Consider the following 24,541-nt stretch of genomic DNA (forward strand, 5'->3'; position numbering starts at 1 on the left):
TTATACATGTTAAAAAGAAAATTAATCTTATCTAGTCTATCTCTTCTATGTTGTTTATCATTTTCATCTATAGCTAATGCTCAAGTCGATGGATACCTAATAAAAAACAATGATAATATAATTCAATATAATATAGATGATTTATTAGAGTCTATGGATAAAAATGATAATTTGTATAAACAATTCCAAAATCAATCAAAAGAAAATGGAATATATGCTTACCATGATGATAGTGGTAAAATAGTGTCTACTCAAGAAATTATAAATGCCTATTTAGATGAAAGTGAGGGCTTTAATTTGAATAATTTTATAAAAAAAGATACTACGAAAAGCTTAGATGTTAAAGATGTTAAAAATGCTAAAGATACTATTAACACACCAACTAATCCTGAAAAACCTAGTGATAATGTAAGTATTGATGATTTAAAGAAGAAAATAAAAACTCCAGAGGAGTTAATAGAGTATTTTAATAAGACCGAAAAATTTAATACTTTAAAAACTCCTGCTGGTACATTTAAATTTACTAATAGTGTAAAGGTTAATAAAGAACCTGAAAACCTTATTTCTCCAGCTTTTGATATATCTATCACAACTGATTGGAAAGATGTATTTCCTTATGAAGTAGCTACTTGTAAAAATTGTACTAAAGAACAAGCTAAAGAAATAGCTCAATTATTAAAGAATTATCAAAAACAATTAGCAGATATTACTTTAGCACTTTTCCCAAATAAAAAAGTAGTTGGTCAATTTTATACTGAAAATAAAGAACAAGTAAACAACTATCCTTATCATGAAAAATATGTGTACTTCTATACTTGGGGAACTTATGATGTACCTCATAAAAATTTTTATTGTGATTCTAAATTAAAAGAATTTACTTGGTACGAAGAACTTGATAATCTTAGATTTACAGACAGACGTTTTAATTTATATAATTAACTAAACAATATTTTCCCACCATTTGTAAATTTCATACTTCGTCCACTTTTATGACTAATTATTAAATTCCCATTAGCTGTTTCTATTCTAGCTAATGGGTTTTCGCCTTCATTATCATTATCCCAAAGTGCAATTTCAGCATTTTTATAGCTATTTACATAAATTTGAATACGTCTTTTAGGTACTGTTTGGGAAAAATCTGTCATATTAGCATACCAAACTTGATTTCCTCCCGGAGTTTCTTCTCTACTTACATTTCCTATTAACATTTGAGGGTTACCTGTTTTATCACCCATTTGGATGTAGCTTCCATAATCACCATTTCCACTATATAATCCTAATCTTGGTTTATTAATGTCTTCTCCAAAAACTAATTGAGATATGTGTTCACGATGCATTGGGTTTAAATTTGAATCAGCAGAAAACAAAATACTAGTTTTATTGAAAGTATTTTTTAATTGAATAGTACCTGCACTAATACCATTATTTACATTATCAATCGCTGATATAAGTACATTTTCTACTCCATTTTTACCATTAAGTGTAATTGAACCTGCATTTTCTTCTTTTTTAATCCCTATAAATACTTTTTGTCTTTCTGTATTTTTATTATTAAATAAAATAATATGTCCGCCATCAAATTGTTCACTGTCATTAATAGCTCCAATCTTTACAGATGGTTTAACTATAGTAGATACTAGAGCATCTTGTTCATTTATTTGTATAATTCCACCACTATCATTCCCTGATAAAGAAATGATATCATTTGTACTATTATTTTTAATTTTTACAGCACCTGTGTCATTAGCAGTTAAAACACCTAGTTCAATTCTTTCTTTACTACCACCATTTTCCTTAGATTTCCCGTTATATAACTTAAAAAAACCTCCCATATAATCAGTTGAAGGAGGAGAACCAAGAAAAGCGTTTAAATCACCGTTCCAGTTATTTATTAATAACTTTCCACCTTTTTCATCGTCTTTATATCCATCAAGTAATATAATTCGATTTTCTTCAGGCTCAACATCCCACTTATCTTTAGGCGACCACTCTGATAAGTGTCTAACTACTCTAACTCTTCCATCTAATCTCATTTCACCGTCTTTATCTGCATAGATAGCTTCATATTTATTACCATTAATAATTTTAATTCTTCCATTATCAACCACTAATCCATTATCATCTAATGATGTATCTTTATTAATTACATGAAAAGATTTAGCATAAATTTCTCCACTCATATCTAGCCATAATAAATCTTCCCAATCAGCGGTAGTAGTATCTCTTTTTTGAATTTTAAATCCGTACTCTGGATTCATATAAATTCTATTTAATAAATTCTTTCTGATTAAAGATAAATCCATATTTGTAGCTGTCATATGGCTACCATCAACTAAGAATGAACTTTCTCCATTTTCATTCATATTTGTTATAATAAGTTTGTTAGAGCCTATTATTTTTCCATAAAGAGCAGGTGCGCAAATACCCTTAGGCGTAATGGCAACGGAACAATTTTCCCATTCTGAATCAGTAAATGCAATCGTGTTATTAATAATTCTTAGTTGTTCCTTGTCATCAAATAAATCTTTCATTTGTATCCCATATTGGTCTATGATAATATTCTGATTTCTAGCACTACTAATCCTATTCTTAGCTGAATCTAAACCACTATTAATAATTTGTGAAATCATATCTGTATTTTTACCACTCAAATCCCATTTGTGCTTAAACATATTAACTGTATTACTAGCTTCTGTTGAATTCTTAATTAAATCTGATATGTATTTAGCTGTATCATCTACATGATTATTATTTGATATTGTTATATCTATATTGTTTTCATCTATACTATGAGATATTTTTATAATTTTTGACTCAATATATAAGTCGAAATCATCATAATAAATATTAATAATATCACCTATATTTAATTTTCCCCAATCATGTTGACATTCAACAATATTAAGAAAATCTACAATATCTAAACTATACTCAACCGAGGGTTTACTTAATTTCCTTAAAGCTTTTTCTCCTTCTTTTATTAATTCAAAACCATCTGAATAATTTTTATTTTCCCATGTTTCTTCTTTTACAAAAGTATCTAATATTTCTAATTGTTTAGTTGTGAAATTATTTTTCTTATCTAATGTATTTTCTAAAAAATCTATGTTGTTTAATACTATATTTATCTTATCTTCTACATTTGAAATTTCTACTGTCTTGTTTTCAATCTGCTTATCTATTTCTCTTATTTGTTTATTAAATTCTGATAAATCCGTTCCATGAATATCTGAAAAGTCCACTTCTATTTTATCCATATCAGCATCGTAATCAGTATGATATTCCGTATGTTGAATGGCCATATCTCTACTATCTTCTTTTTGTGTCTTTTGCATTTGTAAATCTACTAATTGATTTTCTAATATAGTTTGATTTTCTCTTAATGTTTTTAACTCTTGAAGATAATTATAAAAAATAGGGGTTTTAACTTTTTGTAATTCATCATAATCATCTAATGCTTTTAATAAGTCATAATCCATAGAATTACTATTTCTATAATATGAAAAGTCTTCTAAATATTCTTTTCCTGTTGGATTAACACTAGATATACCTAAATTATTTTTTCCAAATATCCTTAGTCTTGTAATTACATCATCGTTTTTTGTTTCTTTTTTTATAGTCTTTAAATAGTTTTCTTTAGATATATATAACCCTTTATTTTCGTAAAATTTATCTTTATGATATATATTTATTTTTTGATTTATTGTATCTACCCTTACAATACAATCAAATAATTCTGGTAAACTTTTATATAAGATATCACTCCAAGCCTGCTTGTTTATATCCCATGTACGATATTTTCTATGATGTTGACCTAAACTTCTATCCTCACGAACATCAATATCTATATAACCTACTTTCCAAGATGTTTCTTGCTCTAAAAGATTTAATAACCCTTCACCAGTTTCACTTACAATTCTTATAGATATTTCTATTTTTTTATTAAAAACATCTTTGTCTTTATAAGTTATATCTATACCATCTATTTGTGCAAACTTATCTTTATTATTCCATATATATTCGCCAATTAGCACATTAAAATGGTCATATCTTCTTATTAAAATGTTTTTACCATCTTCAGCTTCAAAAGGAGTTGAATAGTTTGTCCATGTTGAGCCATCTAAACTATATGATATTTTTGATGTGGTTGTTTCTGAACCATCTCTATATAGTTGTCTAGTTCCTTGTAATCTAGCTAATTTTCTAAAACTCAATAGATATTCTTTACTATAAGCATGAACATGTTTTGTATTAATTTCCTCTTTATTTTCAGCTACATTATTGATTACAAACATTTGTTCATTATTTACTTTTATTAATAAATAATCTTCAGTAATTTTCCAATTATCATTTTTCACTTGAAGATATTGTTGTTCAACATAGTAAGGTAAATCAAATTCTAACTCATCCATATCATGAAGATTAAAGTTAATTTTTACACTATGAGCTTCTTTTAATTCTGTAATTTCCGTTCCATCAGCCTTACATAGTATCATTTCTAAATTTTCAAAATAAGTCTTCTTTGTTAAATCAATTTGTCCTAAACTAAAGAGTTTATCACTTTCAGCCTTTGTAATTATTTTATTATTATAATAAATTTTACTCAATTTATCACCTTACTTTCATTTATAATTTGATTAATTTAAATAATAAAAAGAAGAGCATTATCTAAGCGAATACTCCTCCTATTCCTTGTTTATTTAAAGCTTGTCTTAACTGTTCTAATGTATTTTGTCCAGCTTGTCTTATTTCTGGTAATGTTGACTTATCTGCATTCCCTTCAATGTTAATTAAATTATCCATTTTTATCTCTACTGGTGTATTGCCAACCGCAGAGAATTTAGGTATATTGAAATTTGTAGGAATATTAATAGTAGGCATTTTGATTTTATTTAATGATGATGATAAATATTCCTCAAACTGTGGCATATTATCACCACTAAAAGCAGACATTGGAACTTGTGGTATTTGAGGTATATTAGTTTTATATTTCTGTCTTATCTCCTCTGAACGTTCTTTCCAATATGAATCTGGCTTTTGTAATTTAGGATTCTCTAAACTATCTAAATATTCTTGTTGTAATTTTAAATATTCAGGGTCTGTATAGAAATCATCTATCTTATCTCTATTTGCTTGATTATAATGATTTTTTCCACCAGTTTCATTTACATCAAATTCTTGTCTTACACTCGGAGTCTTTAACTCTTTACCATCTTTAGATTTTAAGCCTTTTTCTACTACCAGTTGATAATGTCCTTTTTCAAATCCTTCACCTGTAGGTTTAACAACAATATTTTTACCATTGCCATCTAAAGAAACATCAATATCTACTTTATTGCCTTTTTCATCTAACACATAGACTTTATCTTTTAATGTTTTTTCATCTATTTCTTTATTCATTTTGATAGTCCATTGTTTATCTTTAGATACCGCAGGTTTATCTCGCATAATTTGATTACCATTTTCATCTGTTTGTCGACCTTCCCAATCAGGGAATAGTTTACTATTAGCTAATTCCTTCATAGAATCAATGGCTATTCTAAGATTATCTATAATGTTTTTCTTAATGGAGTCACCCATAGAACCAAAGATTCTTTCACTATCTTCGCCATACTGTTCAAGTAGAACTTTTAATTCATCCAAATTACCTTCCATTAATAATCTTCTAGCTTCAGCATATAATTTTTCAGCTTTTAATTTTTCTTCATTAGATTTTTCTAATGCCTTAACTTCTTGGTCATATAAATCTTTAGCTTTCTTATACGCTTTATTTTCTTCATCTATTTGTTTCTGAATAGCTTTTTTCTTTTCTTCTAGTTCATCTTGAAGATTTTGTTTTCTTAATGTAACATCACGCTTATGAACAAATTCATTGATTTCTTCCTCTTTATTCTTAATTTGTTCTAATAAGTCTTCTCTCTTACCTTGTGCTTCTAAAGAAGAATCCATTAATAAACTATCATATTGTGATTGTAACTTGGCTTTTTCTTGTTGTTTCTTATTTAAATCTTTTTCATAAGAATCTTTATCTTCTGCTCTGTCTATTTCTTTGATTTTTGCATTATAGATTTCTTCATAAGCTTTTAATTCATCATTTAATAATTCAATTTTCTTATTATGTTCTTCTTCAAAAATTTCTAATGCAGTTTTACTACCATCTTTAATTAACTTTAATTGTTCTTCAGTTAAATTTTTTTGTAATAATAATTCCTTAGCTTTCTTTTCTTTAGCTAATTTAATTTCTTCTTCATACTTTTTCTTCAAAGCAGATACAATTTTATCTTCTATAGTAGAAAGATTTTCTAATTGCATTTTCTCTACTTCTTTTAACTTTTCTTCCTGTGTAGCTATTATCTTATTACTTTCATCCAACTTTTCGTTGTACTCTTCAATAAGATTTTTGATTAAACTCCATTCAACTGTATTTTCTCTAAGATGACTTAATTGAATTTTATATTTTTCTATTCCATCTTTAATAAAATTTTGTTCTGCTTTTTGAGATTCTAGTAATTCTTTATGAAGTTTAATTCTCTCTTGCCAATTATATTTATCTTTAATTTCTAATAAATCAATCTTATCTTGAATGTCACCAGTTTTATCAACTAATTCTTTTGTAGTCAACTCTCTTAGTTTTTCTTGCCATTCTACACGCTCTTTAACTGCATTCGTGATATCAACTTCATTGTCTAATATCTCTTGCTCTTTCTTTTGTAGTTCTTTATTATAATTATTAAGATTATCCATAAGAGATTTAAACTTTTGTGCATTCTCTTCTAGTAATTTTTGTCTTGCTTCTCCTTTTTCATCATATCCTGTAAATTCTGGTTTTTCTCTACCATACATCTTATTATATTGATTAGCCCAATCAGTTTCTGTCATTCTTGCTATATCATTAACATGTTTTTTTCGTAAGTCTCCACTCATTTTTTGCAATTGGTCAATTATTTTAGAATTTCTAGTCTTAATTAAATCCGCTTGCTGACCTTTTAATAATTCTTGCTTTTTATGTAACGTGTCAACCTTTTGTGCTTGCGTGTCTAATATACGAGAATATACATCCTTAGTTTGTGCTTCTTGTAACTTAGCAGTTAGTTTAGTCAATCTATCCATCATTAGACCATAATTTTCTAGTTGTTTGTTAATATCTTTTAATTTTGCTTCGTATAGGTCTAATGGTTTACCGTCATAGAAATGCTTGGTTGGTTCTTTATCTTTCTTGTCTTTACTACCTTTTTTACTATCTGAACCAGAAGGAGGCATCCAAGATGAGGACGAAGGGTCTGGCAATTTAGGCATAGGTATTTCTTTAAATTGTCCATCTATTTGACTTATTATAGATTTTAGGTTTGAAAGTTCTTGCATTTTTTGATTATATACTGCATCAAATGCTCCTCCAACAACAGAGCCTACTCCCATCATATTAGGATTTAAAGTTGACATTGCTGTCATTATGTTGCTAAAAGCACTAGCCCCAGTTACAGCGTTTCTCATAACTTCCACTTCTTTAACCATATAAGCTATTCTTTTTTGTGCATTTTCATAAGAAGCTTTAGTCTTTCCTATTTCTGCTTCTGCCCATTTTTTTGCACTATTTAATTTAACATTTGTTAATTCTTGTACAGTAGTATTTTCTATATTTAATATCTTATTTTCGGCTTTTAATAAATCAGTATTTTTAATGGTCGCATTTCCTTCTTTATCCCTTGCAACTATTAATCCTGATATTTTATTATTCAATATTTGTGTTAATTCTGTTAATCTTTGTTTTGTTTCCCAATTCTGATTTTCACTTTGAGATAACCTTTGATATTCTTGAATTAAAGCAATTAATTCTTTTCTATTCTCTAATTCTGCTTGGGCTGTTTCCTTTATTTTATCTACTATAGCTTGATTTGCTAAAAATGCTTGTGCTTGACCAACTTTATATATTTTCCCAGTAGTTTCATCAAATTCTACACCTGCTGATTTTAATACATTTTTTAACTCATTTAATTGTTGAGTTAATTTATCCACTTCTTTAGCGGTGTCTCCATAAGCTTTTGTCCCAACCATACCTCCATTATGCATAGTTGTTAAACTTTCTTGTGCTTGCTTTCTTTTTTTTATCAACTCTTGTAATTGCTGTTGCTCTTTAGCTAATTTATCAACATTATCTTTCATTCCTATAGTGTTGCCTGTCTTTATAGCTTTATTTAAATTTGTATATATCTCTTTGTATTCCTTTTTTAATTTTTCCGTTTCTTCTCTTTGCTTTGCGAGATGATTAGTAAGCGCTATAACTCCTCCAATCGCAACAGCTACCCAAGTAAGGGGGTTCGTTGCTAATGCTCCTAAAGTTGCTAAACTTATACCTTTTAAAGCAGTTAAAGCCATTCCAAATAAATTTACACCTTTTATTAGTCCAACAAATTGTGCTGTTAAAGCTATAAGTCCAACCCCTAATAATTTGTTGTGGTTAACTAATTCATCTATAATAGTTACAACTTTACTTAATAGGTTTATACCATTCATTATTGTTTTAGAATCAATTAGTTTCATCCACATTCTTTCTGTTTTTGCTTGTAATTCTGCCGCTGCCCCTGCTGTAGAATTTAAATGTTTTTCATATTTTTCATTTAATGTACTTGTTGCACCTAAAACATTATTATAATTTTCCATAACTCTTGTTTGGTCGTTCATAATAATGTTAAATGTCTCTGATCCGACCTTTCCAGCTAGTTTACTCTGAATTGTAGACTTAGTAATATCATCAAACTTATTCCAATTTTTCATCAAATCTCTTATTACAGCTTCACTAGAACGCCATTCATTTTTATTTTTTCTAAGTGCAATTCCATTTTTATTTAGTATTTTTTCGAGTTTGGATAATTCTTCGTTACCTTCTTTTGTTACATTTTGCATATTAATTAGCATACTTCGTAAAGCACGACCAACCGCTTCTGGTGCTAACTTACTTTTTTCCTGTATAGTAGAAACTATTCCCAACATAAAATCCATACTCATTCCCGTTTCTTTAGCTGTTTGTGCCACAGCAACAGATGTTTTATTTATATTTTTTGTATTAGTTGCTGTGGCACTATCAAGATAAGCGACCTTATTAGCATATTTTTCAACTCCTTGTGCATTTAAGTCGTAAGCATTGCTTACAGTTACTAAATAATCAGCAGTTTGAGCATTTGTATCATTAGCAATTCTAGCCATTTTGATGCTGATGTCTGTCATTTTATTTGCTTCATCTATCGCCTTTCCCGCACGCAAAAATTTTTCCTCTGCATCTACAACTTCTGTTGTTACGGTCTTTAAATCTAACGCCAATTGATTCCATTTTTTCGCATATTCATTTAATTCTTCTTTAGATTTTCCCGTTATCATTCCAATGTCTGTAAGCTTTGTATCAAGATTAGAAATAAAAGAAAATCCCTCTTTTACCTTTTGTGTAGTTCCATAAACCGCGGTCATTCCTAATGCCCATTGTGACACTTTTGATACTACATGAGTCATTTGCTGTGCGAAAGTCCTACTACTATTATTTAATCCACATATTGCATTGTTCACATTATTTATACTTGTTCTAGTATTACTCATTTGTGTACTAAACCGTTGTATTTCTTGATTTGCTTGATTAACTCTAATATTAATAAAATTTCTATCTGCTAAATTCTGCAAATCTTTATTCAGATTACTAAATTCTCTTTTAACTTGATTTACAGAGTTTAAGTCCAATTGTATTTTTGTTTTAATCCCAAAACTTTTCCCCATATATACCTCCTTCATTTAAATATATCTACTATCAACCAATAATCATTATCGTAAAAAATAGTTGATAACACTTATATTTAAATGTTATCAACTATCTCACAACAACCTTCCCCATATTTTTCTTCAAGCTCTATTTTAGTTTTCTCCATAAATTCTCTAGCCGGATAACTATGATACATATTATCTATGCCTGTTTTATCCGTATGTCCATAGTTTAAAAATTTAGGAACATACATACTTACATTTTCGCCCGTTACTTTAGATTTATAATCTAATTTACTATCGTCAAAATACGTAAATCCCTCAACTTTATCACTTTTAATACTTTTTTGTAAATCTTTAGTTCTTTTATAAATGTTAGGAGAATAATTGTCATAGACCTCTTCTTGAACATTTTTTTTGAGTAATTCATTTGCTTCTTTTGTAATTACTCTAGTAAGTTGATTAGTTTCTTCTGTAAGATATTCTATTAACTCATCCCATTCATCACTCATTATCTTCCACCTCTAATGAAGTAATTTGTTTTAATATCTCTTTACGTTTTTCTTTATCATCTTTGCATTCTGTTAATTCATCATATAATGCCTGTAATTTTTCATCCTTAGTAGGCTCTTGTGGTAACTTAATACCATGTTTTTCTGTTATAGCCTTCATTTTTTGTTCTAAATTAATTATTTCCTGTCCACTTCTTAAAACATCTACTAAAATATCCATAACATTGTTGATCAATTGTGCGAATTCACTTGTTGGTACTTTTACCATCTTAGAAAATTCTTTTAAATCAATATCCATTTCGATATTTGATATATTAGGAATCATATTATATAGGAACTCTTCATTGCTCATATTTTCCGCTTTAATATTTTTAACTTTATCTATCATATCTTGTCCTATTCTATAGAACTCAACTTCCTTTCCTTCTAGTGTTTCAGATATTCTATTAAATATACCATCTATAAATCTTAATTTTAAAACTGGTCTAAACATAGATATTTTTATTTTATTATTTTCCACTATTAACTACCTCCTTAAATTTAATATCAATTTTATCATTATTTTTACTAACTATTACATCATAAAATGGAATTAATTCCATTTCTTCAATTTCTCTAAAATCATTGGATATTGCTATGTATTCAATTGCATTGTTTCGATGATATAAAGTTTCTGCTCTTGTAACTACTACTTTTTTCATCACTTCTTGTGCTATTTCAAATTCATCTCTAATTACGTTAAATGGTAATTCAAACTTTCCAACTTTCATACTATATACTCCTTTATTTAAAATTTATTTTTTATTGACTTTATCTTTCTTTGATTTTTCCTGTTTTTGTTTCTCTTTCTCTAAAGCTTTTAATTTAGCCTTTTCCTCTTTTTCCTTTTGTTTTTCTTCTTTAATTTTTATCTTAAATTCTTCTTTAAACTTTTTACTAGAATTGATATATTCAATTGCTTTCTTATATATTTCCTCCGTAAAAGGTTGTTTTTCATTTATCAGCATACTTATATAAGGTCTTTGTATTTCACAATATTTTGCTAATTCATTTTGTGTTATATCTTTCATAAGTAGCTGAGTTTTTATTTGTCTACCTGTAAGCATTTAATGTCACTCCTTTTTAAAAAATAATAAAGGAATGAGAATTTAATCTCATTCCAATAAATTAAGCTGTAGCTTTTTCAATAATAACTATTCCAGCATCATTAACTAGACCTACTCCTGCTATTAAATCAGCATTTACTTTGTAAGATTTCTTATCTATATTTCTTTCTTGTTCAGGGTTTAATTTTCTTTTATAAGGAACTGATAAAGAATGTTTCTTAATTATAAAAGTTTTACATTTTTGATTGACTGAATCATATGTACCCTTAGAACTCATTACAACTGGAATACCACAATATTCACCTATTATGTTTCTCTTAACTATTCCATTATCCTTTTTAGCAGTTGTAGAAGTTGTTTTTGAGAATGATTCCATAGCTTTAAATGATTTCTTTAATTTAGGATTTATTAAGATACATTCAAAATCATTATAATTTTGTTTATCCCCATAAAGATTTAAAGCTTCATCAATCTCATCTTCTGTTATTGCAGTAGCACCAGCACATTCAAAAGTAAGTGGAGTTGTATTAGCTATTGCAATAGCTTCATCATCAAGTGCATCTGCAATTAGCATACCAATTTGGTCTGACATTTCCCCTATAGGGTCGCCTATACTTGATAATAACGCTCTATCTGTTATTTCATAACCTTTTGCAAGTTGAAATAAATCAATCTTTTGAGTAGTATGAGTTAATTTATCATAAGGAATTGCTTCTCCTTCAGTTAATTTAACTGCCTTACTTCCTAAAGACCATTTTGAGATTGTTAAAGAATCTCCTGCTTGACCTTCTAATGTTGAATCAATATCACATACTCCTAGCATTACTGAATGTTCTTCAATACTAGCACTAATCATTGGTGCATATACCTCTGGTACTGGCACATCTGTTCTCATTGTTGCCATATGTTAATTACCTCGCTTTCATTTTTTTAATTATATTTTTATAAAATAAAAAACTACTGTACTTTGAAATACAATAGTTTTAATTATTTAGCGTATTAAATAAGTTTGGATTAGTCTTAAATAAATTCATTCTTTCTTTATAAGACATATTTTCAAACTGCTCTTTAGTCATTTCACCATCATTCTTTTTATGTCCTGTTGGTTTGAAACTGTTATTAAATTTTTCATCAGCAAATAATTCCTTTAAACTTTCAACCACTTGCTTTCTATCTTCTTCATTTTCAGAATGTAATTTTTCAAAATCAATATCCATCAATTGACTTGGTAAACTCTCATTCTGTAGAATTTCTTTAGCCTTATATATTTTATTTTCAGCTTTTATTTTTTCAAGTTCTATTTCTGTTTCGCTTTTATCTTTAGGTTTGTATTGCTCTAAATCTTTAATAGTTGTTTCATACTCACCTTTTGCCTTTTCAAAATCTTCTTTACTTATATACTCCTTAAATAAATCTTTAGTTTTTCCAATCTCTGTATCTAATTGTTCTTGTGTAAACAAACCTTCTTTAGCTGTATTTGTTGCAGTTTCAATATCTGCATCATATTCCTCTTGACTTAAATTTTCTTTCCATGCCATATATTACTCCATCCTTTCTTTTTTAAAATTTAATTTTTATTTCATTTCTTCATAAATATAACTATATAATTCAATAATCTTTTTAACTATAGTTGCTTTTATATCATCATCAGAATAATCATCTTCTTTAAATGCTACATTCAAATTTTTAATAAAATCTATTTTTTGAATTATAAAGTTAAAATCTATAAATCGTAATTTATCAAAGAATTCTTCTTGTTCTTTGTCCTTTAGCAATAAAGCTTCTTGATAACCTAAATTCCACATTATATTTAAATTTTTTTCTAAATGTTTATTATTATCTTTTGTTATTTTAGTTAATGCTTTAAGTAAATTTTTATTAATGTTTTTCTGTCCTTCATCAAAATAAGTTCTTTCCTTGTCTTTTTCCATAAATCATTCTCCTTTTTTATTTATATTTTAAAAATAGTAGAAGGTTATAAGAAAATTAATCCTTACAACCTTTTTGGAAGTGTAGCATTCATTTATTAATTAATGAACTTTGAAAAATTAACGGTATTGTTTAGAACTAATATAAAGTTCTAATAGAAATATACAATTTACTTTTTAAATCTCGTTTTAGATTAAAAATAGAGATAGTCTTTTTATTTAACTATCCCTATAATAAAAAAGGAGATTTATAAAAAGTTTGAAATATAAATATATATATTTCTATTAAAACTCTATAAAAAGGATATAGAACTTTAATCTATTATCCTTTTTAATTATTAAAATTAATATATTTATCTAATTTATATAGCTTAAATATTTTACGTAATTTCTTAAAATGTAATCTGAGCATTCATCAACATTTTCATATTTTCTTATAAAGGCTCTATATAATTCATCTAACTTATTATCCAGTTGTGCATTTTCCATAAGATTAATTCCCCCATTCTTTTAATTTTTAAAAATAAAAAAGACTACTAAAAAATTAGTAATCTTTATTTTATAAACATATCTAAAGCTAAATTAAATAAAAATAAAGCAAAAGAAATATATTTCTTTTTTCTAGTTCTACTTTATTTTTATAAAATTGTATCCCTTCCCCAAGCTTTATAAAAAAACAAATAATTAATATAACTCCTAAAAATATTTTCATTTTTCCATCTTCATATTTTTTGTAAAGTGGTATATAATAAATATTAGGGATATAAGGAAGGTTGAACCCTTCCCTATGTGATTTAGTTGTGGCGTTTCCTTTTGCCTATAAGGAAACGTCTTTTATTTTTACTTTGTTTGGGTTTGATCCCTTGACACTATATGTGTTTTGATATATAATTATATTGGATATTTATAGGTATAATCATTTTTAAAAATATAAAATACTAATCATTTAATAATTAATTAATAACCTATTGGCATATAATCATGCTTTAAAATATAGTTATCTTCAAACCAATACTGTGTCTGCATTTCACTAATATATGCATATGCATCTTTTTCATCTTCAACGTCATCTAATTTATCTTTATTTTGTAAAATTATTTCTGCCATTTTTGTAGAATCTAAAATTATCCTATTTGTGTATTGTTCTCTACACCAACTCCAAACTGCCGTATAACCTAAACCTGCTTCTGTAAAATCAATATTATAAATTACTACCTTTTCCATTTTTAACGCCACCCCAAGTTTATATTTTTGTATAAGAGAAAGGACTGAGAAAAATTTCTCCGTCCTAAATAGTTCTTACAAATCCCACATATTCTAACTCTTTATCTACAATTATATATCCCTGTCCCCAACAACCACCATATTTATGGTTAATGGAATATAAAGAATTATAATCCTTATATTTTTTTAATTCTTCTGTAACATATGTATAATCTGTATTCCATTCATCTTTATGTTTTTCCCAATATTCAATTTCATCTTTTACAGACACAATTCTATCATCCATTAGCTCCATTTCTAATTCTTCTATTATATAGTCATTTAATTTTTCTAAATTATCCATAATATAATCCTCCAATTTTTATTAATATAAAAAGCTGAATGTTAAACTAACACGCAGCTTCTAATTCTCTCTTAGCTTTAGAAAACACTTCATCTTTTTTACTATAATTATCAATTAAAATTTCAAAATTTGTAATAACTTTTTTATCATCAAATTTTTGAACTATTAATCTATTATCTATATAACTTATAGATATATTTTCAAAATTAAACTCTTTTAGTTTGTTAAAGACATATTCCTTTATATCTTCTATTCTCCAATCTGAACAAAGTACACTTAAACAGCTATATAAGTCTCTAATGTAATCTTTATATTTTACAATTTCACTTTCTAATTTTTTAGTTGTTTTATAACGTTCAGCTAATTCTTCATTAATTTTATTAACTCTATCATTATTTTCTCTTTCTAACCAAAGTGCTAATGATTTAATTTTTCTATTGTTAAAGCTCTTAGTCTTTCTAATATAATTATTTCTATAATTAATCTCATTTTCATATAAGAAATTTATAATAGATTTTAGTATACTTTTAATATCATAATTTTCTATTTCTTCTATAGTATAATTTTCATATACTTCATCTTCACAAGAAATTGTAAATCGAATAGTATTGTCTTTATTTAAACTGAAACAATAATCTACACATCCATTCTCAATCTCCCATTGGTTGTGATTGTTTAAAATGTTCTCAATCTCTTGTAAATTCTTTCTAATTTCTGTTTTAGTTAAATTTTTCATATATAATATCCTCCTGCTCTTTTAAGTCTCTCGACTATATATTTTTTAATAATAAAAAGAGTAGACAAAGTTAATCATCTACTCATAAGAATTATTATTATAAAATTAGAAATTTGAACAAGATATATCAATATCAACCCTGTTCACTAAATAGCATAAATTTACAAGTGAAGTGTAACGAAACGTAGTAAATTTGTGCATTTACCCTGTTATATATAATTTATAATATTTTTATTTATATTTATTATCTTTCCATGTTTATAACGTTCTTTTACCTTTTGTTTAACCATCTTCTAGTCATAGGACTTGTACGTCACTACGTTCCTACAATTCCTAATGCTAGAACCTAGCCGACAAAAGGTAAGCCACTAGGGCAAACCAAAAACGGCTTTGATGTTATTTTTTGAAAACTCCTATAATGATATAATACTCCACATTTTTAATACTTTAATTTTCTATTATTAATTTTTTTAAAAATAAAATGTAGACAGAATCATGTATCTCCTAAATATTTAGGAAGTGCATAAAAGTGTCTACAAAACAACATATTAAAATATAATTTTACCTAATATCCAATGTGATTTTTCTTTTTTTACTTTTCCATTGTCATCTCTATAGGATTTTCTTTCATCTGTTTTAATAATAAAAGGTAGTTTTTTATCTTTAATATACCCATTTAATGTATTAATGCCCAAACTTCTTGCTTTAAGTCCGTATTCTCCAAATCGTTCTTTTAATATTTTTTGTTCTTCTTTAAACATTTTAATTCCAACTATACTATCTAAAAATTCTTCAAAAGTTTGAGATATATCTTTAGTTTCCCATTCTATAATATTGTCACTCTTAATTTTTAAATTTGTAGCTATTATGCTTTTAAAATTTAATTTATAGTTTTTACCAACTAAAGAATCATATAATGTTAAATCGTTTTTATATTTAAGATATACACATTTATTTACTCTTTTATGTAATTCACCATTTATAGTAACATCATCGATTATTCTGCCATCAGTAAATCTATCATTTTTAAATTTAGTATTAACATAGATTTCTTCACCTTCATTAAATAATAAATTAGCTTTATTAATAGAATCTCCTATTTTCTTCTTAAATCCATTAATCCTTCTACCATCATTCTTCCATCCATAGAAATATAAATTTATTTTTTCACCTTCTGATACTCTTTTTCTACCTAAACATTGGATAAATTCATCCCTATCAAGAATATCAATAATTATATGTTTTACTGGAGTGTTTTCTTTAATATTTACTCCATTATCTAAAGCTGTAGTAGTACATAGAATATGATTTTTAAATGTTCCATTTTGAATTATACTTTGTATTTCCTTATAATTTTCTGTTTCAATAATTACTTCTTCACCTTTTTCATTTTTTTCTTTTTTAGATTCTATGTATTTATTCCACAATCCATCCTTATTACGTTTACTACATATAAAAGTTCCATTATATTTTTTAGATATTTCTAAAGCTTTTTTAGCTGAACTAAAAAATATTATTTGTTCATCTTGTGGAATTTCTTCTATTATACTATCTATAGTTTCATATGTATTAAAAGCTACGATTTTATTTAAATAACTATAATCAGTTCTTAATATATAATCATAATCAATTTTGAATTTTTCTTTTTCAATGTATAATTTTAAAAGCCATGGTGTAGCTGTCATAAAAATTTTACATACTGTATCATCTTTCAATAATTCGGTTAAAAATAAATCAGTTGTTCTTGAAAATGAAGCGTCCGTAAAAAAATAATGTGCTTCATCACATACAACATAATCATAATTATCTAATTTTAATGTTCCATTAAGCATAAAAGATTCTATCTTTTGATAATTTTTTATCGTTATATTAGTAAAATTTCCAATATCATTTTTAACTTGTTCTTTTAAAGTATCTCTGTTAGTTAAATACAATATATTTTGTCCAGTAGACATACAATATGTATTTAATTCATTTTTAATAAAATAAGATTTTCCACAGCCTGTTCCTGCTTCAATTAATACAATATTATCCTTTAACCATTTTTTATATTCTTCTTTTATAATATCTGTTATAAATTGTTTACTCATAATAGTCCACCTTTTCTTTTCAATAGTTATTTTATAAATTTACCAACTTTCTTTTTTAGTTGTAATAACTCATATAAAGCTTGTTTAAACTGTTCCGTTTCTGCAAAAACAAATTTAGTATCCTTTCCATACCCATTTTTTCTGTATTTATATCCTAAAAATGCTAAAGATTCTGCTAAGTATCTTTTATCAATAATTGTATATTTATATTCATTACACATCTTAACACCTCCATTTTGTTGATTTGTGAAAGATACTTAATATACTAACTACCTTCCACAACATAGCATAGGGTAGGCGTAGCCGTTCCCTATGCGTTAACCTTATGTATATAAGCTACTATGTAAGTTGGTTTATTCGTTATATCTTTTAAAATTACTCCTAACTCTGTTTTATCTTTCAATAATTCTTCTAATTGATCATAAGTCTTTTTTCCCTTACAACCTTTAACTTTATTATTGAAAATTATTTCATCATTAATATAGAATTTATCATTTTTCTTACTTAAAGTTTGTCCATCTTCTAAATCAACTGGTCTAAATTTGATTTCTATAATTTCTTCTTGTTTTAATTGTTCTTCTTTAATTTGCATTGCTTGTAAATCTGTTTCCTTTCTATTTGTTTTAATTTTGTTGTATTTCTTAAACATCCAATCATATTTACCATTCGCATCTTTTTCAAATGTGGTAATATCGTTATAATATAAATCTAATAAAGCCTGTATTACATTAAAACAGCAGTCTATCATAAATTTTGTTCTTATCGCACTATTAGTAGATTTACTCATTTTCAAAAGTCCACTCGCCATTGTATTTAAATCATATCTATCGCTTAATATCATAATAGATTTAGATATTATAAGATTATTTTTTCTAAGTTCTTCATTTTTCTTAACTTTATTATCCTTATAAGTTGCTCTTATTCTTTCAGCTTCATTTTTCCAACTACTGAATATTCCTTTTAATAGTGGAATAACCTCTTCTGTTTTATCTGTAATATCAGCATTACTTAATATTTTATTTGTGCATCCAACTCTATCAGCTTTGGCATAATTATCTGTTTCTTTCTTAACTCTTTCTAAATCTTTTGCCATTAATGTTCTTGCTACATTCTTAGCATGTAAATTTAATACAGAATGAGTTAAACTAAAATATCTTTCTCTTCCATTTTTATCAAACCTATCTTTATAAGGCATGTTATATTTCCTAAAAACGGGGTCTTTTTTTTCTAAAACATCTTCTTTAAGACTTTTTATTTCTTTATTGTCAATTTCTTTTAAAGTTTTTGGAATGTCTATACTTAACATTTGTAATTGTAGTGCTTTATAACTTAGAGTTTTATAATTGTAAAATTGTTGTATTAATAACTCTCTTATCTTGTCTTCTTCTAACGTATCTATTTCAATAAGTTCTTTATTATCTATTTTTTCTTTAAGTGCTTTAGTGAAATATTCCCTTTTCTTTTTATTAGCATCTCTTGCATAATCATATAATTGCTCAGAAAGTGTCTGGATTTCCCATTTTTTATCATCTATTTCTTGATCATTCATCATATAATCAAATTCTTTAAGTTGTGTTACTATATAATCCATTTGAGATTTTAAATCTTTTACTTTTTTTATTTCATATATTTCTTTCTCTAAAAACTCTTTTTTCTTTTCATAATAACCTTCTTCTAATTCTTTATATCCATAAGTTGCATCATTTTTAGGACAATAGTAACCCATTTCTGTACACATAGTAGATATTTTAGTACCTACATTAGCAATAGTTCCTATTTTATTACCAGCAGCCTTTACAATACAGTAATACTCATTTTCTTTAGTATATTCATGTTCTACTGTATCTTTGTTATCTTCCATATTACAGAAATTATAACCATCTTCTGGTTCTACTACTGAATTGTAAATAACATCGCTATCTACCCATAGATTGCAGTCCCCATCTGCGTCTTCTCCAGATTCAATCATAAAAGTATCATCTTTTTGATTAAAAAATGCAATTTCTGATGTTAATTCTCCACAATATTTTTCTAATAAATCATTTTTAGTTATTTCAACTTTTTGGATTTCTGAAAAACTGTTTAATGGATTACGACTTATAACTCTTTTACCAGTTTCTTTTGGTATGTAATATTCTCTTACCTCTAATCCTCTATTACACTTATTTAAATCTCTACACATAATCCAATCCATAAATGTTACAGGGCAAGTTGAAGCTATTTTATAATGACCTTTCACATAAAATTTACCTTCTGCCAATAGATTGATTTTCTTTCTAACCATTCTTACAACTTGTTGTCTAACTGATGGTATCGTTAAAGCCTCTTCTGTAGATTGTAATAAATAGTGTATTTTATCCATAGACCCTAATTCTTCTGTATCATCTGTGGCTATATCTTGCATTAGTAATCTTATATAATTAACATCCATGCTTAAGACTTTTTTATACATATCATATGTTTCTTGCTGTAGCTGATTTAATTCTTTAGGTGTTAAAGCTAGATTTGAAATAAATTGATAGTTAGTCAAAGAATATTCTTTAGGTTCTCTTTTATTGATTTTAGTTACATATAGTTTTAATAATAAAGCTCTATACTTATCATATTTTTCTTTTCTCAGTTCTTTATCAACTTCTTCCATGATATTTATAGGTTTATCTTGTTTCCACCACTTAGCCCATTTAGCCATATTAGTATTTATTATTAAATCAGCCTTTGATATATTAACCATTTTTCCAAAATAATCCAAAGTATAAAACCCATCTTCTCTTTTTTCAAAAACACCTTTATTGTCTTCCTTATACATATCGTCAAAATATTTATTAAAATCAACTTTTACAACCAACCCTTTAACTGCTAAAGGGTCTTGACGTATTATTGCAAAGTCTACTGGATAATCTACTTTCATTTGTTGCTGTATTATCCCTGACATTTCAGGTGACATTAAACCACAACCATCCTGAAATTCATGCTCTTTAGTAACCTCACTATACTTTAGTTCACTATAATCTTGATTTGCAAAATAACAATAATTTGCAGTATATGTATATGTATCTGTTGGTAATATAACTATATTAGGTCTGTAATTAATTGAATAACTACTAGAAGTATTTAACGCTAATCTTGCTACAACATCTTTATTAATAGCCATTTGTGTTCTGGTTTCAAATCTTTCTGTTAATTCACTTCCACTTGTAATCATTTCAAATATTTTTATAAATTCTTCATCTTCTTTTGATATAAAGAAATATTCACATTTAAAATCTTTTTTATAATAGTCATCCTGCCCCTCTTTTTTCATCATGCTCGGACTACTTATTAAAGGTATAAATTTCTTTCCTCTAAAGATAATACCGTTTTTCAATACTTCTAAAGGTGTTTCATTGTCTTTATCATCTTTGTTATGCGGCAATGATACTTTTATAATATTTTCTATAAATTGGTCTTTTTCTTCCAATCCTTTAAATATCAAATATTTTCTTATTAAATTGTTTGCTTGTAAACTAATTTCTCTGTCTAATAATTCTGTCTCTGCCCATTCTTCTTTTCCTAAATCTCCATTTGTAATATTGTAAATTGTATACATTTCTAATTTTTTCATTAATAATAATCCCCCTGTTTTAATAATACTAAAATCATTTTGAATATCTTCCACAACATAGCATAGGGTAGGCGTAGCCGTTCCCTATGCGTTAACCTTATGTTAAAGCTTATTATATTAAATCTAGTTTCACACTAGTGGTACAAGTTTGTGACTCTTCTTTAATGAATAGTCTACTCTATGTGGAACTTTTAACTCTAAACAATTTGTTTTTGAATTTTACAGCTTAACCCCTTACCTAGTGTATGTTGTGGAATAGGAATACTCTTTGTCCCATTTGTATAAATTTTATGGTCTCCTCTTCGCCTTATAGGTTCATAGCCATTCAATTTAATTAACTTATCCATTTCTTTATAGTTAAATATTTTCTTAGTAGTTATTTTGCTGACTTCTTCTGTTTTTTCTTTACTAGTTTTTAATTTAATCTCTTTTGCTTTCTTATCTAATATTTCCTTAACTTTTGTAATCTCATCATCAATAGCTTTCTTATATGGATTCATAACTTCATCTAAAACAGTATTTAAAATATATGTTATACGCCCTATAGTTTGCCATGTTCTACATTCTATTTTGTTTGCTAGTTTTTGTAAATTACTATAATAAGCTAAGGCTTGTACCATTTTAATTTCATCTATCATCTTTTTACTTTTTTCTCCAACACTTTCAAATAAGTCTTTTTTAAATCCTTGTGTTATTTCAGGATTATATAAATATTTGTTAAAATTATTTATTTTATTTACAAAATCATTTATAAGTTTATTACATTTTTCAATTGTAAAATCTTCACTTTTGCACTCTTCTTCAATTTCTGTTCCTATATCTCTTATTTCAAAATATTTTTCCCTTCCTATTTTGTCAGCAAACTCGCTTATACTATCATTTCCATCCATGCACCAAAAATCTTCAATCCCCTTCTGTAATTTTAAAAATTGTCTATTCAATTTAATTTCTAATGGTTTCATTAAATTATTCCTCCAATTCTTTAACTATAAGTTATTAAATACTTCATAATATAGTAATTAATCAACATTATTGCCGACTTAATATTTTTTATGAAAATGTAAGCATTTTAAAGATATTTTAATATAATCACATTCTATTTTCTTTAAATCAACTTTTTGTGATTTTATTTAGTCGGCAAAATCCTATATAATAAGCTTAACAAATAAAAAAGCATCACTCCATTCTGTGTGTTGATGTATAAAGATTAAAAAACTTGTTAATAATAAAAATAGTGTATAAAACGGAAATAAGTGTCAGTTATTTCCTGTGTTTTGGTATTTAATTATAGGTAAAAATGAGTACTTAAATCTTATCACACTTGTCCACACCTTTTCAAACTGGACATTAGATGATATTTAAGTAAATATTGGTATATAAGGTTATTATGTTTAATTAAATGGTTATAATATCAAATTATAGCCTTATTTGCGTTTATACATATGTTTCTAAAATCCCCTGTAACATTTGTGGACATACATCTTCTCTTGGGTAAAAGTCTAATTCAGATGTATCTGAATCTACATATATATATCCATCTTTTACTTCTAGGAATACATCCTCTTTAATTTCTCCACCACAGCATATATAGTCTTCTACTATAGTATAAGTAGCTAAAGTTTTTATCCATACTGGATAACCCATTTCTTCTACCATTTTTTCTATTTGTTCTTCTGTTCCAATTCTAAAAACCTCTTCTTCTACTAACATATAATCATATAGTTTTTCAATTTTCATCATTTTTTAAATCCCCCATTTGATTTATTTTATTCCACAAAACATTTGGAATTATTGTAAACTTAATTTTTTGAACTTCCTCAAATTTGAGGTGCTTGGCTCTATGTTAAACTCTCTACAAAACATTATAAATCTTTGTAGTATTTTAATAGACATATTTATACCTCCATTCTGCAAGAGCGAAATTTTCGCCTTTGCGTTAATATTAAGTTATTTTTTATATTTCATAAATTTTACCTTCTACTTTATCCTTGTCCCCTCGCACCTGCGGTTTAATCCATACTTTCTTGCCACTCTGATATGTTCTCCAGTGTCCTCTAACTGTCCAACCAAAAGTATGTCTTTCATAATGCTTCATCTCTTCCTCTGTAGGTGTAGGAATATGATCTGTATTTAGTCTTATAATATTTTGTTTGATGAGCTTAACCTTAGGTTTCTTACCTTTTCGCTTGTCCTTCTTAGATTGAATTTTTTTAGTGTGAGTTCTTGTTTGTGTGATGATGGATTCTTGGTTGAGTTGAGAATATATTAGGATTGAAAAGCATTCTCTTAGACCATCCTTAAGATTTTCAATGCAATATTCATTGTATTTATCGGAATCTTTACATATTTCCTCATAATACCATTGATTTGTAAAGGTTTCAATGTAATTTCCATCTATAAAATCTTTTCCATATATAATATTTAATACTTTTTGAAAATCGATATTTAAATTGAAATATGATATACAAGGTATTATAGTTTCTTTAAAATATACATTTGCAGAGATTTCCGTTACTTCATTATTGTTATTAAATTTATAATACCCTAAAGAACTAATATCTTTATCCAAATTTGTTATTTTAATAATAATTTCTTTAAAAACAATGTTCATTTTATTTATATTCCCTTTAATTAATTCTATATTTCTTTCACACCAAAATTTTATATTTGCTAATTCGTTGTTATTAATCATGATAATATCAATTTTATTTAACTCTTCTTTGGATATTTTTTTGAGTTTGGAAATTTCGTTCAATTTATCTTGTTTTTCTAACTCTTTCACCTTCATCCCCCCATACCTTTTTTAAGGTTGCTACCCTCTAACATAAGAACAGTTGTGTGCCTATGTTAAGCTATAAGTTGTAATACCATTCCAATAAATTTACCTTATGATTATATTATAGTGGCTACTATAATAGTTGTCAATCGTATAAACTTAACAAAATGTTAACAAATTGTAAACATTATTCTATTAACAACTATAATAGTATGTAGTACAATAATTATAAAGATAAATTTTGGAGGTATTTAGAAATGATTGTTTTTAAACTAGATGAACTATTAAAAAGCAAAGGAAAAACTAAATATTGGTTATCTAAAGAAACTGGAACAGATAACAATACATTAGGTAAAATATATAATAATGAAAGTAAGCAAATTAAATTACAAACTTTAGAAAAAATATGCAATGCTCTTGAATGTGATATATCAGATATTTTAGAAATAGTAAAAGAGGACTAAGATTGATTTCCTAGTCCTCT

The 24,541-nt window shown here is 26.5% G+C and carries 21 protein-coding genes; 2 read left to right on the forward strand and 19 right to left on the reverse strand.

Annotated features, from left to right (window positions below; genetic code table 11):
- Nucleotides 1-6 precede the first annotated feature (6 nt).
- A complete protein-coding gene (locus OW729_RS06645) occupies nt 7-939 on the forward strand; it encodes a hypothetical protein (protein ID WP_268060695.1) in 933 nt (310 codons plus the stop codon).
- On the opposite strand, the gene OW729_RS06650 is transcribed toward OW729_RS06645, so the two are convergent.
- The 19 genes from OW729_RS06650 to OW729_RS06740 form a co-directional block, all read right to left on the reverse strand.
- On the reverse strand, nt 936-4,607 hold the full coding sequence (locus tag OW729_RS06650) for a phage tail protein (RefSeq protein WP_268060696.1): 3,672 nt from the start codon (nt 4,605-4,607) through the stop codon (nt 936-938). The genes OW729_RS06645 and OW729_RS06650 overlap by 4 nt on opposite strands.
- A 61-nt stretch (nt 4,608-4,668) precedes the next feature.
- Nucleotides 4,669-9,759, reverse strand: coding sequence for a phage tail tape measure protein (locus tag OW729_RS06655; RefSeq protein ID WP_268060697.1), 5,091 nt, complete (start codon nt 9,757-9,759; stop codon nt 4,669-4,671).
- Between the two features lie 77 nt (nt 9,760-9,836).
- Entirely contained in the window at nt 9,837-10,253 is a 417-nt protein-coding gene (locus OW729_RS06660; RefSeq protein WP_268060698.1) for a hypothetical protein, read from the reverse strand.
- The gene (locus tag OW729_RS06665; RefSeq protein WP_268060699.1) at nt 10,246-10,773 is read right to left on the reverse strand and encodes a hypothetical protein; all 528 of its coding nucleotides are present in this window, start codon (nt 10,771-10,773) and stop codon (nt 10,246-10,248) included. Before OW729_RS06665 ends, OW729_RS06660 begins: the two co-directional genes overlap by 8 nt.
- The gene (locus OW729_RS06670; RefSeq protein ID WP_268060700.1) at nt 10,763-11,023 is read right to left on the reverse strand and encodes a hypothetical protein; all 261 of its coding nucleotides are present in this window, start codon (nt 11,021-11,023) and stop codon (nt 10,763-10,765) included. The genes OW729_RS06665 and OW729_RS06670 overlap by 11 nt, the downstream gene beginning before the upstream one ends.
- A gap of 24 nt (nt 11,024-11,047) precedes the next feature.
- Nucleotides 11,048-11,359 carry a helix-turn-helix domain-containing protein gene (locus OW729_RS06675; RefSeq protein WP_268060701.1) on the reverse strand — a complete coding sequence of 104 codons (312 nt, stop codon included), beginning with the start codon at nt 11,357-11,359 and terminating at the stop codon, nt 11,048-11,050.
- A 61-nt stretch (nt 11,360-11,420) separates the two neighbouring features.
- Nucleotides 11,421-12,263 (reverse strand): phage major capsid protein, encoded by an 843-nt coding sequence (locus OW729_RS06680; RefSeq protein WP_268060702.1) that lies wholly within the window; start codon nt 12,261-12,263, stop codon nt 11,421-11,423.
- A gap of 79 nt (nt 12,264-12,342) precedes the next feature.
- The gene (locus OW729_RS06685) at nt 12,343-12,897 is read right to left on the reverse strand and encodes a hypothetical protein (RefSeq protein WP_268060703.1); all 555 of its coding nucleotides are present in this window, start codon (nt 12,895-12,897) and stop codon (nt 12,343-12,345) included.
- A 36-nt stretch (nt 12,898-12,933) separates the two neighbouring features.
- Complete coding sequence (locus OW729_RS06690) at nt 12,934-13,290, reverse strand: hypothetical protein (RefSeq protein ID WP_268060704.1); 357 nt, start codon at nt 13,288-13,290, stop codon at nt 12,934-12,936.
- A gap of 354 nt (nt 13,291-13,644) precedes the next feature.
- Nucleotides 13,645-13,776: a hypothetical protein gene (locus OW729_RS06695; protein ID WP_268060705.1), complete on the reverse strand. Its 132-nt coding sequence runs from the start codon at nt 13,774-13,776 to the stop codon at nt 13,645-13,647.
- A 468-nt stretch (nt 13,777-14,244) separates the two neighbouring features.
- Nucleotides 14,245-14,511 carry a hypothetical protein gene (locus OW729_RS06700; protein ID WP_268060706.1) on the reverse strand — a complete coding sequence of 89 codons (267 nt, stop codon included), beginning with the start codon at nt 14,509-14,511 and terminating at the stop codon, nt 14,245-14,247.
- Nucleotides 14,512-14,575: 64 nt separating this feature from the next.
- Nucleotides 14,576-14,854 carry a hypothetical protein gene (locus OW729_RS06705; RefSeq protein ID WP_268060707.1) on the reverse strand — a complete coding sequence of 93 codons (279 nt, stop codon included), beginning with the start codon at nt 14,852-14,854 and terminating at the stop codon, nt 14,576-14,578.
- A 46-nt stretch (nt 14,855-14,900) separates the two neighbouring features.
- Nucleotides 14,901-15,590, reverse strand: a complete 690-nt coding sequence (locus OW729_RS06710) for a hypothetical protein (RefSeq protein ID WP_268060708.1) — start codon at nt 15,588-15,590, stop codon at nt 14,901-14,903.
- A 548-nt stretch (nt 15,591-16,138) separates the two neighbouring features.
- The gene (locus OW729_RS06715; RefSeq protein WP_268060709.1) at nt 16,139-17,680 is read right to left on the reverse strand and encodes a DEAD/DEAH box helicase; all 1,542 of its coding nucleotides are present in this window, start codon (nt 17,678-17,680) and stop codon (nt 16,139-16,141) included.
- Nucleotides 17,681-17,706: 26 nt separating this feature from the next.
- Complete coding sequence (locus OW729_RS06720) at nt 17,707-17,901, reverse strand: hypothetical protein (protein WP_268060710.1); 195 nt, start codon at nt 17,899-17,901, stop codon at nt 17,707-17,709.
- A gap of 89 nt (nt 17,902-17,990) precedes the next feature.
- A complete protein-coding gene (locus tag OW729_RS06725; protein ID WP_268060711.1) occupies nt 17,991-21,281 on the reverse strand; it encodes a hypothetical protein in 3,291 nt (1,096 codons plus the stop codon).
- A gap of 197 nt (nt 21,282-21,478) precedes the next feature.
- Nucleotides 21,479-22,243, reverse strand: coding sequence for a type II toxin-antitoxin system HicA family toxin (locus tag OW729_RS06730; protein WP_268060712.1), 765 nt, complete (start codon nt 22,241-22,243; stop codon nt 21,479-21,481).
- Between the two features lie 472 nt (nt 22,244-22,715).
- A complete protein-coding gene (locus tag OW729_RS06735) occupies nt 22,716-23,021 on the reverse strand; it encodes a hypothetical protein (RefSeq protein WP_268060713.1) in 306 nt (101 codons plus the stop codon).
- A 214-nt stretch (nt 23,022-23,235) separates the two neighbouring features.
- Entirely contained in the window at nt 23,236-24,063 is an 828-nt protein-coding gene (locus OW729_RS06740; RefSeq protein ID WP_268060714.1) for a hypothetical protein, read from the reverse strand.
- Nucleotides 24,064-24,314: 251 nt separating this feature from the next.
- On the opposite strand from OW729_RS06740, the gene OW729_RS06745 reads away from it, so the two are divergent.
- Nucleotides 24,315-24,521, forward strand: a complete 207-nt coding sequence (locus OW729_RS06745) for a helix-turn-helix domain-containing protein (RefSeq protein ID WP_268060715.1) — start codon at nt 24,315-24,317, stop codon at nt 24,519-24,521.
- Nucleotides 24,522-24,541 lie beyond the last annotated feature (20 nt).

This window comes from Clostridium brassicae, from assembly GCF_026738875.1.
Classification (GTDB): Bacteria; Bacillota; Clostridia; order Clostridiales; family Clostridiaceae; genus Clostridium_H; species Clostridium_H brassicae.

Coding starts and splice junctions, on each gene's coding strand:
- OW729_RS06645 (WP_268060695.1), top strand. CDS start 7: ATGTTAAAAAGAAAATTAATCTTATCTAGTCTATCTCTTCTATGTTGT.
- OW729_RS06655 (WP_268060697.1), bottom strand. CDS start 9,759: ATGGGGAAAAGTTTTGGGATTAAAACAAAAATACAATTGGACTTAAAC.
- OW729_RS06660 (WP_268060698.1), bottom strand. CDS start 10,253: ATGAGTGATGAATGGGATGAGTTAATAGAATATCTTACAGAAGAAACT.
- OW729_RS06670 (WP_268060700.1), bottom strand. CDS start 11,023: ATGAAAGTTGGAAAGTTTGAATTACCATTTAACGTAATTAGAGATGAA.
- OW729_RS06675 (WP_268060701.1), bottom strand. CDS start 11,359: ATGCTTACAGGTAGACAAATAAAAACTCAGCTACTTATGAAAGATATA.
- OW729_RS06680 (WP_268060702.1), bottom strand. CDS start 12,263: ATGGCAACAATGAGAACAGATGTGCCAGTACCAGAGGTATATGCACCA.
- OW729_RS06685 (WP_268060703.1), bottom strand. CDS start 12,897: ATGGCATGGAAAGAAAATTTAAGTCAAGAGGAATATGATGCAGATATT.
- OW729_RS06690 (WP_268060704.1), bottom strand. CDS start 13,290: ATGGAAAAAGACAAGGAAAGAACTTATTTTGATGAAGGACAGAAAAAC.
- OW729_RS06695 (WP_268060705.1), bottom strand. CDS start 13,776: ATGGAAAATGCACAACTGGATAATAAGTTAGATGAATTATATAGAGCC.
- OW729_RS06700 (WP_268060706.1), bottom strand. CDS start 14,511: ATGGAAAAGGTAGTAATTTATAATATTGATTTTACAGAAGCAGGTTTA.
- OW729_RS06705 (WP_268060707.1), bottom strand. CDS start 14,854: ATGGATAATTTAGAAAAATTAAATGACTATATAATAGAAGAATTAGAA.
- OW729_RS06710 (WP_268060708.1), bottom strand. CDS start 15,590: ATGAAAAATTTAACTAAAACAGAAATTAGAAAGAATTTACAAGAGATT.
- OW729_RS06715 (WP_268060709.1), bottom strand. CDS start 17,680: ATGAGTAAACAATTTATAACAGATATTATAAAAGAAGAATATAAAAAA.
- OW729_RS06720 (WP_268060710.1), bottom strand. CDS start 17,901: ATGTGTAATGAATATAAATATACAATTATTGATAAAAGATACTTAGCA.
- OW729_RS06725 (WP_268060711.1), bottom strand. CDS start 21,281: ATGAAAAAATTAGAAATGTATACAATTTACAATATTACAAATGGAGAT.
- OW729_RS06730 (WP_268060712.1), bottom strand. CDS start 22,243: ATGAAACCATTAGAAATTAAATTGAATAGACAATTTTTAAAATTACAG.
- OW729_RS06735 (WP_268060713.1), bottom strand. CDS start 23,021: ATGATGAAAATTGAAAAACTATATGATTATATGTTAGTAGAAGAAGAG.
- OW729_RS06745 (WP_268060715.1), top strand. CDS start 24,315: ATGATTGTTTTTAAACTAGATGAACTATTAAAAAGCAAAGGAAAAACT.